This window comes from Streptomyces sp. NPDC090083, assembly GCF_044747445.1.
Lineage (GTDB): Bacteria > Actinomycetota > Actinomycetes > Streptomycetales > Streptomycetaceae > Streptomyces.
The window spans coordinates 495,801-507,364 of sequence record NZ_JBIVED010000006.1; the positions used below are offsets into that span (position 1 = coordinate 495,801).

General features: G+C 66.2%; 13 protein-coding genes and 1 tRNA gene. 3 read left to right on the forward strand and 11 right to left on the reverse strand.

Features of this window, described 5'->3' with window-relative positions:
- Positions 1-213: 213 nt before the first annotated feature.
- From ACIPTO_RS24240 to ACIPTO_RS24250, 3 genes are all read right to left on the reverse strand, one after another.
- Positions 214-525, reverse strand: coding sequence for a hypothetical protein (locus tag ACIPTO_RS24240; protein WP_401195426.1), 312 nt, complete (start codon positions 523-525; stop codon positions 214-216).
- A 135-nt stretch (positions 526-660) separates the two neighbouring features.
- A tRNA-Gly gene (locus ACIPTO_RS24245) sits at positions 661-734 on the reverse strand.
- Positions 735-894: 160 nt separating this feature from the next.
- Positions 895-1,923, reverse strand: a complete 1,029-nt coding sequence (locus ACIPTO_RS24250) for a dCTP deaminase domain-containing protein (protein WP_401195428.1) — start codon at positions 1,921-1,923, stop codon at positions 895-897.
- Positions 1,924-2,203: 280 nt separating this feature from the next.
- Between ACIPTO_RS24250 and ACIPTO_RS24255 the strand changes: the two genes are divergently transcribed.
- Positions 2,204-2,794, forward strand: coding sequence for an adenylyltransferase/cytidyltransferase family protein (locus tag ACIPTO_RS24255; protein WP_401195431.1), 591 nt, complete (start codon positions 2,204-2,206; stop codon positions 2,792-2,794).
- A gap of 55 nt (positions 2,795-2,849) precedes the next feature.
- Entirely contained in the window at positions 2,850-3,725 is an 876-nt protein-coding gene (locus ACIPTO_RS24260) for a deoxycytidylate deaminase (RefSeq protein ID WP_401195434.1), read from the forward strand.
- Positions 3,726-3,791: 66 nt separating this feature from the next.
- On the opposite strand, the gene ACIPTO_RS24265 is transcribed toward ACIPTO_RS24260, so the two are convergent.
- The 4 genes from ACIPTO_RS24265 to ACIPTO_RS24280 all read right to left on the reverse strand — a co-directional run bounded on the left by ACIPTO_RS24265 (position 3,792) and on the right by ACIPTO_RS24280 (position 6,573).
- A complete protein-coding gene (locus tag ACIPTO_RS24265) occupies positions 3,792-4,250 on the reverse strand; it encodes an HIT family protein (RefSeq protein ID WP_366318379.1) in 459 nt (152 codons plus the stop codon).
- Positions 4,247-4,777 carry a dihydrofolate reductase gene (locus tag ACIPTO_RS24270; RefSeq protein ID WP_366318377.1) on the reverse strand — a complete coding sequence of 177 codons (531 nt, stop codon included), beginning with the start codon at positions 4,775-4,777 and terminating at the stop codon, positions 4,247-4,249. The genes ACIPTO_RS24265 and ACIPTO_RS24270 overlap by 4 nt, the downstream gene beginning before the upstream one ends.
- Before the next feature lie 17 nt (positions 4,778-4,794).
- Positions 4,795-5,691: a thymidylate synthase gene (gene thyA / locus ACIPTO_RS24275; RefSeq protein WP_401195512.1), complete on the reverse strand. Its 897-nt coding sequence runs from the start codon at positions 5,689-5,691 to the stop codon at positions 4,795-4,797.
- A 129-nt stretch (positions 5,692-5,820) separates the two neighbouring features.
- Positions 5,821-6,573, reverse strand: a complete 753-nt coding sequence (locus tag ACIPTO_RS24280) for a helix-turn-helix domain-containing protein (RefSeq protein WP_401195437.1) — start codon at positions 6,571-6,573, stop codon at positions 5,821-5,823.
- Between the two features lie 527 nt (positions 6,574-7,100).
- On the opposite strand from ACIPTO_RS24280, the gene ACIPTO_RS24285 reads away from it, so the two are divergent.
- Positions 7,101-7,598 (forward strand): phosphoribosyltransferase, encoded by a 498-nt coding sequence (locus tag ACIPTO_RS24285; protein ID WP_401195439.1) that lies wholly within the window; start codon positions 7,101-7,103, stop codon positions 7,596-7,598.
- Positions 7,599-7,778: 180 nt separating this feature from the next.
- Here the strand turns inward: ACIPTO_RS24285 and ACIPTO_RS24290 are convergent, their stop codons facing one another.
- The 4 genes from ACIPTO_RS24290 to ACIPTO_RS24305 form a co-directional block, all read right to left on the reverse strand.
- Entirely contained in the window at positions 7,779-8,840 is a 1,062-nt protein-coding gene (locus ACIPTO_RS24290) for a Yip1 family protein (RefSeq protein WP_401195441.1), read from the reverse strand.
- Positions 8,841-9,044: 204 nt separating this feature from the next.
- The gene (locus ACIPTO_RS24295) at positions 9,045-9,512 is read right to left on the reverse strand and encodes a hypothetical protein (protein WP_401195444.1); all 468 of its coding nucleotides are present in this window, start codon (positions 9,510-9,512) and stop codon (positions 9,045-9,047) included.
- A gap of 86 nt (positions 9,513-9,598) precedes the next feature.
- Positions 9,599-10,003 (reverse strand): hypothetical protein, encoded by a 405-nt coding sequence (locus tag ACIPTO_RS24300; protein WP_401195446.1) that lies wholly within the window; start codon positions 10,001-10,003, stop codon positions 9,599-9,601.
- A 312-nt stretch (positions 10,004-10,315) separates the two neighbouring features.
- A partial coding sequence (locus ACIPTO_RS24305; protein WP_401195449.1) for a (Fe-S)-binding protein occupies positions 10,316-11,564 on the reverse strand: 1,249 nt, incomplete at its 5' end.

Below are 11,564 nucleotides of genomic sequence, written 5' to 3' on the forward strand. Positions count from 1 at the left end.
CCGCTCCTCGTCCACCTCACCCGGCACTTTCCTGCCTCGTCTCACACCGGCTAGACGCGGGGCGGCGGGCGGGGGTTTTCCTGTAGGGGTGAGCTGAGTCACACCCGGGTGGTGCCGTGGGGGCGCCCGAGTGCTCTGTCCGGCGTGCTTCTGGTGCGGTGGTGCGGTGGTGCGGTGGTGCGGTGGTGTCGGCGGTGGCGGCTCTGACGGCCTTCAGCTCACGGCGTACGCGTTGTACACCGTGGTCGTCGAACTGTCGCCGTGGGTGTCGGTGACGGTCGAGCGCAGGCCGACGCGGCCGGAGGCCGGGTTGTGGACGGCGGTGGTCCACGTGCCGTGGGACAGCTTCGCGGTGACGGCGTGCCAGGTGGAGCCGCTGTCGGTGGTGTACCAGGCACGTACGGACTTCACGCTGTCCGGCAGCCGGCCGATCGTGCTGTCGCCCGTGCCGTCGCGCCGCATGCCCAGGTCGATCGTCGTGGGGGACTCGACGACATGGTCCGCGCCGAACGTGCGAAGAACCACAACGACAGCAGCGCGCACCACAAGGAGAAGCCCACCGGCAGCTGACCAGGCCCCTATGGTGCGGTTATGGTGCGCACCCCGCCCACAGGTCTAGACAACAAACAACCCCCGGGTCATCGACCTGGGGGTTCGTGTTGGAGCGGGTGACGAGAATCGAACTCGCACTCTCAGCTTGGGAAGCTGATGTTCTACCACTAAACTACACCCGCATTTTGCGCACGACGATCACGATGTCAGCGCCTAACTGCCCGCCCACTGTACCTCATCCGCAGCACCGATTCGGGGCCTCCCGGCCCGGTAGGGGGGGCGTCCGCGCGGGACGGAGCTCCGTGATGCCCTGCACCGGATTCAGCCGTGAGCGAGCAGACCTCAGCCGCCGTCGCCGTTCCCGCTTGCCGTTCCGCCGGGCCGGATAGCCTGTCCTGCCGCCTTCGCCACCAGTACCGTTCCCGTGACCGTCGCTCCGGCGTACAGCGCTCCCAGCACGGCGATCAGGGTGACTTTCCACGTGTCCATGTCGGACAGCTTGTCGATCAGGTCGCCCAGCATGACCACCGCGATCCCCAGCAGAGTCGTCGCGATCAGGAACACCCCGAACACGACGATCATGTTGCTCGTGTTGGTGACACGATCGACGGCCGTTTGGGCGTCCGTCGCGCGCCTCCGCATCTCCGTGTGGTTGGCCCTGATCGTGCGTTCCATGTCCGCCAGCGCGCTGTCGGTTCTCCGGCGCTCGTTCTCGACTTCGGTGCGAAGGTCCTTCACGTTGCGGAAGTAGGACAGCCCGCCGTCCTCCGTGTGCTCGCCCGCGCCGAAGAGGGTGCTGAGATAGTCGAACCCCACGTTGGCCACAAGTTTTTCTGGCACCCGCTCTATGTCGAAGAACTGAAGGTAAGCAATGGAGTCGCCTTTCCGCATCGTAATGTTCTTCGGGCCCACATTCGCCACGATGAAGTAGAGCCGCTCATCGGACTTGGGGCGCCAGCCGCCGTTCTCCGGGTCGACCTCTCGGCCGTATCCGGGATGGACGGTGGATCCGTGCAGGATGAGGAGTCCTTTGGCCGCAAGGCCGAATCGGTCGCCGATCGTCGCGGTCACGTCGAAATCGAGTGAGAATTTCTCGATCGTGGATATCAGTGCGGTGTCGCCTGGGGCCAGTGTGAACTCGGGCATCACGTGGTCGCGCTTGATGGCCGTGTACTTGGAATCCCCGGGATTGTCGGGAATCACCAGCAGGTCGTCGCCGAGCCGGACCGAATAGCCCGTGCCGAGCAGTTGTTCGGGATTCCAGGAGGCTGATCGGAAGATGCGTTCGGATCCCTGTAGCTCGGCGAGCAGTTCCTGTTGGGAGAAGAGGCAACCGGGGCGCTGTGGGCGCCGACCGTTTTCAGCAACCATTGCCTGGCCTTCCTTTGCGGTCTGCGGCGGACCAACCGTGCCCACCTTACGGTGAACTGGCCTACTGTGGAAGGATTTTGGAGGGCCCTGTGCGACGGGGCGGGTCGAGATGAGCTGCGGGACCAGAGTGTGCCGAGGGGTGGCTGCGCCGGAGAGGAGCGGCCGGGTCAGGTGCGCGGCTACGATCGGGGTGTTACCCCTGCCTCGACAGTGACCCGACGGTGGTGGGGGAGTCAGACGTGCAGCCCCCGCAGACAGACCCGATGAGGCCAAGAGGAAAATGACGAGCAGGTCAAAAAATGCCCCATGGGCCAATGACTTGATTCGCGAGGATCCTATGTTCGGCAAAGATCTATTCGCAGATGAATCGCATTTCGAGTTGCGCTTCGTGGAAAATTATGAAAAAATCACAGAAATTGTTCAGGCGCTCCGTGTGCTGCATATGCGAGTCGTTTTGACGAGTGGCTCCTTCGATATCATCCACGAAGGTCATTCGATGTATCTTGAGGCTGCTCGAAAGTACGGCGAATTCCTTATCGTCGGCCTCGACAGTGATGAGAAGATCAGGCAGCGTAAGGGCCCCAACCGTCCTGCTGTTCCGGAGATGGAACGGCTGCGGATGGTCACCCATCAGCGTGGTGTCGGCCTCGTCACTTTGAAGCAGGTCGACCACCCTCGCTGGAGTCTCATCGACGCCGTCCGCCCCGACGTACTGGTTGCCACGGCCGACACCTACACGGCCGAGGAGATCCGCGAACTGGAGGCGAAGTACTGCGTCCGCGTCGAGGTGCTGGACCGCATGGCCACCGTCAGCACCTCCGCCCGTCTGCGCCGCCTCCAACTCGGGCTCACTGAAGACAATGGCGGGTGAAGGAGCGGTCCGGGCCCGTCAGAGGACAGAGACGGAAAGAGAGGAACGGGCTGCTGTGAAGCAGACGATCCTGTACCTGCCGGTGGTGCACGCCGGTTACGAGGCTTTTCTTCAACGGCATGCCGACTCCGACGAGATCCTGATCCTGGGCCGACGGTTCAGCGGCGTCTTCCCTAAACTCGCCAAGGAAATCAGGGCCCTGAGCCCGGAGCGTGCGGTGGAGCACGCCCGTTTGATCGTTCCGGACACACGGGTCCTGCTACTCGAGCCGGAGGACTTGGCCGACGCCGTACGCGCCGACGTCGTCGTTCTGCCGGACGAGGACATCATGCACAAGTTCGTCGAGTTGCCGGACTTCCCCGCCGAGGCCCGGCTTCGATTCGAGACGACGTTCCTGCGCTGGGATCGGGAATGGAGCCGCGCGACCAAGCCCGTGCGATTTGATCACCGTGTCTCGCGGGCGGGTCTGGACCGGCGGCTCATGGCGCGGACGGTGAGTGAAGCGCGGCGCAGTTCGGACTGGTGGCGGCAGGTCGGCGCGGTCGCCGTACGGGACGGTGAGATCCTCAAGGTCGCCCACAACCATCACCATCCGACCGAGTACGCGCCCTATATCGACGGGGATCCACGCAACGACTTCAGCCGCGGGCTGCGGCCGGATCTGTCCACCGCCATCCATGCCGAGGCGTCCCTGGTGGCCGACGCTGCCCGGGAAGGAGTCGGTCTCTCTGGTGCGGAGCTGTACGTCAGTACGTTCCCCTGTCCCGCCTGTGCCCGGCTGGTCGTCGAGACCGGGTTTCGGACGTGTTTCTTCGCCGGCCCCTACTCGATGCTGGACGGGGAGGAGATCCTCCGCGCGGGAGGCGTCGAGCTGGTCTGGGTCGACATGAACCCGGAGCCGGAGGACGCGTCCGGCGCCCCGACGAGCTGAACGCCCGGCGCTGCGGTCTATGGAACCGCCGCTGGTCCGCCCTGCGTGCCGCCGGCGAAAAAACAGCTAGCGGCCCGGCGCCGACGTGAATCTCATCCTGACCGGGGTGAACTCTTCGTCCTCCGCGATCTCTCCGTGGCCCGTGAGTACGTGCACGTGCAGGTGTCGTATGGTCCCGCCCGTGTAACGGCAGTCGCCGTTGCGGGCCCCCAGCCCGTAGTGCTCCAGGCCGTACCGTTCCTTCGCGGAGGCCAGGACCTCCCAGAAGTCCGCGCGGGCCTCGGCGGAGAGGTCGAGCAGATCGGTGGCGTGCTCCTTGGGGATGAGCAGCAGATGCACCCGTGTCCCTGCGTACGGGAACTCGTTGGGCGTGACCATCCAGTGCGCGGTCTCCCAGAGGATCTGCTGCTTCTCGTGCTCGCGCAGGACGGCGGGACAGAAGAGGCAGACTCCCGCGTCGTCCAGGCGCTCCATCTCCGCGCGCTGTTCCTCCGTACGGCAGTTGCCGAAGTAGTAGAGGCTCACGCGGGCATCCTTTCGTAGCGCAGGAAAGAGTGGGCCAACGACGAACCGCCCGTGTCCTCGTCCGCCTCTACATCGACGCGTGACGTCAACGTGAAGCTCTCCAGCCAGTCGGCGGGCATCCGGGAATCGCCGTCCACTTGTGCGTGCACCCGTGTCAGGTAGATCCGGTCCACGGAAGGGAGGGTCTGCTGATAGACGGTGGCCCCGCCGATCACGAAGATCTCATCCTGTCCGGACGACCGTTCCACCGCTTCAGCCTCGGCCAGAGCGGCCGGGACGGACGGCCGCCACCGTACGTTCTCCTCGTCGGGGCGGGGAGACGTGCTGACCACCACGCTGGTGCGGCCGGGGAGCGGGCGTCCGAGGCGGCTGATGATCGACTCGTGGGTGAGGCGGCCGAGCACCACTGCATGTCCGCGTGTGACGTCCTTGAAATACCGCAGATCTCCCGGCAGGTACCACGGTAGGTCCCCCTCCCGCCCGATGATGTCGTTCTCCGAGGCCGCGACGATCAAGGATCTCTTCATCGGCCCCGCCGTCGCCGTCACGTCGCGACCGGGATCGAACCGATGGCGGCGTGCGGCTCGTAGTCCGAGAGGTCGAAGTGTTCGCCGCGGAACCCGTGGATGTCCTTCACCCGGCGTCCGCTCTCGTTGAGGGTGACCGTCGGCAACCGTCGCGGTTCCCGGTCCAGCATGACCTTGACGCTGTCGACCTGGTCCTCATAGATGTGGGCGTCGGAAATGGTGTGGTAGTAGCGCGCGGCCGGAATGCCCGTGAGGTGTTCGAGCATCAGCAGAAGGGCCGCGTACTGAATCATGTTCGACGGCACCCCGACGGGTACGTCCCCCGAGCGCTGGAACATGTGCAGATGGAGACGGCCGCCGATGACCCTGACGTGCACCCAGCCGTGGCAGGGGGAAATGGTGGTCTTCGGGACCTTTCCCGCTCCGCGGACCTGGTACTGCGGAATCCACGGGCTGACGAAATGGGTGCGGTCGTTAGGGAGTTCGCTCAGTTGCTCGACCAGGTGCTTGAACTGGTCGAAGCCGTTTCCCTCCACGGTGGGGAAGTCGTGGAACGCCCCTCCGTAGGATCCCGGGCCGAGACCGCCCGGCGGGAGGCCACGGCGCGATGTCTTTCCCTCGCTCGCCCAGGGGCCCCACCAGTCGCAGCCGAACTGGGCCAGTTCGTCGAGGGTGGTCGCTCCGTTGATGAACGCGCAGAGTTCCCCGATGGGTTTGCGCCAGAACCTGGCCATGCTTCTCTCGGTGATGACCGGGAAACCATGGATCAGATCGAAGCTCATGGTCTGCTGCATAAGGGTCAGGGCGGCCGGACCCTGTCGCGTGGGGGTCGCGTCACCGTGTTCCAGGATCGCAGCGAGGACCGTCCGATATTGCGAATCTGGTGCACGGTCCGCGTACGCGGCATACTCCACGAAATTCTCTATTCTTGCTCGTTGTTGCGAAGCCGGTCGTGACAAAGCCTGTTCTTTCGGAGCCTGTTGCTTCGTCACTTCACGGATTCATGCCTTCACAGCTTCGGTGGTTGGTTGCTCCGGGAAGGACTACACGAGATCCTTGATGCTCACGCTCAGCGCGGACGCGATCTCCTGGAGATGGGTCAGGCTGAGGTTGCTGACCTTGTCGCTGTTCTGTTCCCACTGTTCGAGCTGTTCAGGGGTGAACGCGTTCGGAATCCTGGTGGATTCCGCGACCTGCCGACGGGTCATGTTCAGAGACTCGCGCAGTTCCCTGATGCGCGTACCCACGCGGTGCTGTTCAAGTTCCGCCAAGGCGATACGGCGCTGCAGCAGCTTCGGCTCCATGTCGACGAGCTCCTGTGCGAGCCGGTCCGTGAGTCGGGTGATCGAGTCGTATCGCACGAGAGTCAGCGGGCCGGGGATTCCAGTCACCATGCGGCTGATCCGGGTGTTGATATGGGCGATCACCAGAATCGGGACGATGGCTTCTTGGGCGAAGACGAGTTCCTGTCCCGCGCCCGTACTCGGGTGGTGCGCGAGATAGATCAGGAGGTCGGAGTTGATGACCCGGTGGCGGTCCGTCCGGAACACTTCCACGTCCGGCACCGCGGTGTGGTGGACGGGGTCGGTCACTTTCCTCGGCTCGTACAGTCGCACGTCGTTGTCGGCGCAGGTGGCGGCCACGGCGTCGGAGATCTCGAACAGCTGCTTCCGCTGCTCGTCGTCGAGCCCGGTCAGGGCGGAGGCCAAGTAGGCGTTGAATCGGCACCGGTCGGACTCGGCATGCGGCGCGTTCGGTTCCAGGGCAACCGGAGGCAGGGGGTTGGGAAGGGCCATCGCTACGATTCCGTCCTGCCGTCCAGGTGGCTTTCGCGGCCCAGACTAACGCCCAGGCCGCTCCGTCGTCCTACCGCCACCGGGGCTGCGGAGCGCGGAAGTCGGGGCGTACGGTGTCGAGGCGGGAGAGGGGCCGGCGGGTTGGAGCGCCGTCCGCGGGCTTGACTCCCTGATGCCGTAATGTGGCTTTTGTAACGGTGTAAGTAGCAGTTCAGGCGTGGTTCTTGGGGAAGGGACTCTAGGACTTGATGGAACGTACCGTCGTCCGTTGTGCCGAAGGGCATGTGTTCACCACCGCTTCGCTTCCGATGCAGCAAGCCGAGCGGCTCGGTCCGGGCAGGCTCATCCGGTGCCCGCGGTGCGCCCGGCTTCGCAGCGTGGTCCCGGTCGCTCTGGAGAAGCAGCGGTAGGTACTGCGTATCCTCGGGACGTGCTTCTCTCCGACACCGATGTGCGTCCCGAGTGCGGACCCATGGCCCGCCGTTCCCTCTCCTGCCTCCAGCCCACCCGAGTGTGAGGGCGGCTGCATGAGTGCCAAACGGGAGAACCTGACCTACGAGGCGTTCGGCGTCGCCGTGCGCGAGCTCGCGCAGACCGTCGCTGACGACGGTTACGAGCCCGACGTCATCCTCAGCATCGCCCGCGGCGGGGTCTTCGTCGCCGGGGGCCTCGCCTACGCCCTCGACTGCAAGAACATCAGTCTCGTGAACGTCGAGTTCTATACGGGCGTCGGCACCACCCTCGACATGCCCGTCATGCTCGCGCCCGTCCCGAACGTGATCGACTTCTCCGACAAGAAGGTCCTGATCACCGACGACGTCGCCGACACCGGCAAGACCCTCAAGCTGGTCCGCGACTTCTGCCTCGACACCGTCGCGGAGGTCCGCAGCGCGGTCGTCTACGAGAAGTCGCAGTCCCTGGTGAAGTGCGAATACGTGTGGAAGCGCACCGACGAGTGGATCAACTTTCCCTGGTCCGTCGAGCCCCCGGTCGTTCGGCGTACCGGGCAGGTGCTCGACGCCTGAGCGATCGACGCCTGAGCGATCGACGCCTGAGCACGGGCGGGGCCGGGTGTCTTTGGGGCTCGCTCCCTAGCTCTAGCTCTAGCTCTAGTCCTTGTACCTACGACGGCGAGGGGCTCCCGGTGTGTACCGGGAGCCCCTCGCCGTCGTAACGGGACTGTCTTCGGAACGTCTTCGGGACCTCTAGAACGTGCCCAGCTTCACGATCGACAGCAGGGCGACCAGTTGGATCGCCGACGCGCCCAGGGCCTTGGGCCAGGGGAGGTCGTGGGAGCGGCTGACCATCATGGTGAGGAGGGCGCCGGCCGCTACCCAGGTGGCCCAGCCGAGGGCCTGGACGAAGGTCGCGTCGCCGCCGAAGAACATGGCGAAGACCAGGCGGGGGGCGTCCGTGATGGACATGATCAGCATGGAGAGGCCGACCGTGGGCTGCCAGGCTCCGTCGCCGCCCAGCTGGCGGGCCAGGGTGTGGGTGACCACGCCGAGGATGAAGGACGACAGGACCATCGCCACGGCGGTCACCAGGACGATCGGGACCGCGTTCGACAGGGTGGCGTTTATGGCGTCGGCGCGGGCGCCGTCGAAGCCGAAGACCGCGAGCAGGCCGTAGAGGAACGTCACGATCAGGGCGGGGCCCCACATCGTGTAGTCCCGCATCTGGAGGAAGGTCTGCTGGGGGGCGAAGACGATGCCCCTCAGGAGGTCCTTCCAGTGCAGACGGGGGCCGATCGGGCCGCTGGGGGCCTGGGCCGAGCCTGCGCGATAGGTACCGCCCTGCGTGTACGGGTCCTCGCCCACGGCGAACGACTGGGTGTGGCCCGGGTTGTTCGCGGCGTACGGGTCCGGGGTGCCGGGGTGACCGTTCGGGCCGGCCTGGCCTCCGTAGCCTCCCTGGCCTCCGTAGCCGCCCTGACCGCCCTGGCCCCCGTGGGGTCCCTGGCCGTACCCGCCCTGGCCGTAGCCGCCGTTGTCGCCGAAGTACTCCGGCTCGTCGCGGTGGGCGCCGTTTCCGTTGTTGCGGGCGCTGCCCTGGGGCCACTGCCGGTCGGCGCCGCCCGCGCCACCTCTGTACGGGGGGTGTTGCTGGGGGTGCTGTTGCGGGTACGGCTGCGGGGCCGCGGGGTAGCCGTACGACGGCCGGCCCTGGGGCCCCGGGGGCACCTGCTGACCGTATGGGGGGTTTTGAGGGCGCGCTTGCGGGGACCGGGAGTCCCGGTTGCCGCGTCCGATCCTGAATCCAGCCACGTCATCGAACGTACCTGGTTCCGCTGAGTCACGTGTCGGGGCGGGGTTTCGGGAGGGGCTTTGCTGCCGAGCTGTGACATCCCCTAAGGGGCGGAGGATCGCTGCCTCAGGGGTGGGGACGAACTACGTCCCGGCCATCAACTACCAACCAGCGGTTACCAACCAGCGGTGACCAACTACCGGTTACCAACTACCGGTTACCAACTACCGGTTACTGGTGCAGACGTCCTTGAGGTTGTCCGCCGCCTTGTCGATCTTGCTGGAGTCGGGGGTCGTGTCGCCGTTCAGGATGGACCTGTTGTAGTCGGAGATCGCCTTGTCGAGGTCGTCGACCGCCTTGCCGACCTTGCTGTCGTCCGATTCCGCGTCGATCTTGGTGAGGTTCTCGTCGATCGTGTTCATGGATTCGTCGGTACGGGTCGGATCCTTCGCCGCGTCCACGCCCGCGTCGTGGATCGCCTTGAGGCTGTCGGAGATCGTGCTCCAGTTCTTGAGGCAGTTCAGCGAGTTGGAGGCGTCGGACACGTCCGAGGTGTCGGTGGGGTCGCAGGCCGTGAGGAGTCCCGCGGTCAGCGCCACGGCTGCGGCCACTGTCACGAGGGCGGCCGTGCGGCGGACCCGGTGAACCCGGCGGACGTGGAGGGGGCGGTTGGGGCGGGGGAGTCTGGCCATGGGCGTGCCCTTCGGAGTCGGAGTCGGAGGAGGAGGCTGGGAGACGGCTTCGACGCGGCTGACGTGGGCCAGGCGGGCCCGGCAGGTCAGGCCCAGGGCTCCTGCGTCGCCGGTGTCTTCGCGGGTGTGGCTCGGCGGGCCGACACCAGGCCGCCTGCCGCGCCCAGGGACACCAGGCCCATGCCCGCGGCGGTCGCGATGCCCTTGGCGCCGTCCATGGAGAAGTAGCAGAAGGCCGCCACACCGCCGTTGAAGAGGAACAGGAACCACAGCGTCGACGGCTTCGACAGGAACGCCTTGATCCTCGGCTTCTTCGCGATGCGTGAACCGGCCAGCAGGGAGACGGCGATGCCGGTGAAGGTGGCGGCGGTCTTCGCCGTGCCGTCCAGTACCGCCCCGGAGGCCGTGCTCGCGGCGAGGCCTGCGATGAACGACGACCACAGGAGGAGGTTGGTGACGAACGACTTCGCGGTGGTGAGCAGCGACTTCACGGGGACTTCCTTCGGAGGAGGGAGGGGCTGGTCTCTCTGCCCTCTACGATTCCGTCGCGCGCTCGCCGTCACGAGGGGCCGCTCTCCCGGATGCTTGGTGTAGCCCGCTACACCCCCAGCCCGCTGCACCCCCCAGCCCGCTGTCCTCCCTCAGCCTCCTGTCTCCTGCACCCGCACCGCCCCCCGCTCCTATCCCCCTGGAACGCCCTCCCCCCATCCCCCTGCACCGTCCTGCACCCCCGGCGCACGACAGCGCCCCGCTCCCTCTCGTGAGGGCGCGGGGCGCTGTCGTAGGCGTGGACGAGCGGGTTGTTACTTGACCGGCTCGGGCTCCGGGGCGTTCTCCGGTTCCGAGGTGCCCGCCGGGGGCTCGTCCTCGGTCGGCTTCTTGACCGAGTCGAGGAGGAGTTGGGCGACGTCGACGACCTGGACGGATTCCTTGGCCTTGCCGTCGTTCTTCTTGCCGTTGACGGAGTCGGTGAGCATGACGAGGCAGAAGGGGCAGGCGGTGGAGACGATGTCGGGGTTGAGGGAGAGGGCTTCGTCGACGCGTTCGTTGTTGATGCGTTTGCCGATGCGTTCTTCCATCCACATGCGGGCGCCGCCGGCTCCGCAGCAGAAGCCGCGTTCCTTGTGGCGGTGCATCTCCTCGTTGCGCAGGCCGGGCACGCTCGCGATGATCTCGCGCGGCGGGGTGTAGATCTTGTTGTGGCGGCCCAGGTAGCAGGGGTCGTGGTAGGTGATGATGCCCTCGACCGGGGTCACCGGGACCAGCTTGCCCTCGTCGACGAGGTGCTGCAGGAGCTGGGTGTGGTGGATGACCTCGTAGTCGCCGCCCAGCTGCGGGTACTCGTTGCCGATGGTGTTGAGGCAGTGCGGGCAGGTCGCGACGATCTTCTTGGCGGCCTTCGGTTTGCGGGACTCGGCGGTCACCTTGCCGTCGTCGTCCAGCTCCTCGCCGAACGCCGTGTTCAGCGCCATGACGTTGTCCATGCCGAGCTCCTGGAACAGGGGCTCGTTGCCCAGGCGGCGGGCGGAGTCGCCGGTGCACTTCTCGTCCCCGCCCATGATCGCGAACGTCACGCCCGCGATGTGCAGGAGTTCGGCGAAGGCCTTGGTGGTCTTCTTGGCGCGGTCCTCCAGGGAGCCGGCGCAGCCCACCCAGTACAGGTACTCGACCCCGGTGAGGTCCTCGATGTCCCGGCCGACGACGGGGACCTCGAAGCCGACCTCCTTGAGCCATTCCAGGCGCTGCTTCTTCGCCAGGCCCCAGGGGTTGCCCTTCTTCTCCAGGTTCTTGAGCATCGTGCCGGCCTCGGAGGGGAATGCGGACTCGATCATCACCTGGTAGCGGCGCATGTCGACGATGTGGTCGACGTGCTCGATGTCCACCGGGCACTGCTCCACGCAGGCGCCGCAGGTGGTGCACGACCACAGCACGTCCGGGTCGATCACCCCGCCCTCCTCGGCGGTGCCGATCAGCGGACGTTCGGCCTCGGCCAGCGCCGCCGCGGGAACGCCGGCGAGCTGTTCGGCGGTGGCTTTCTCCTCGCCCTCCATG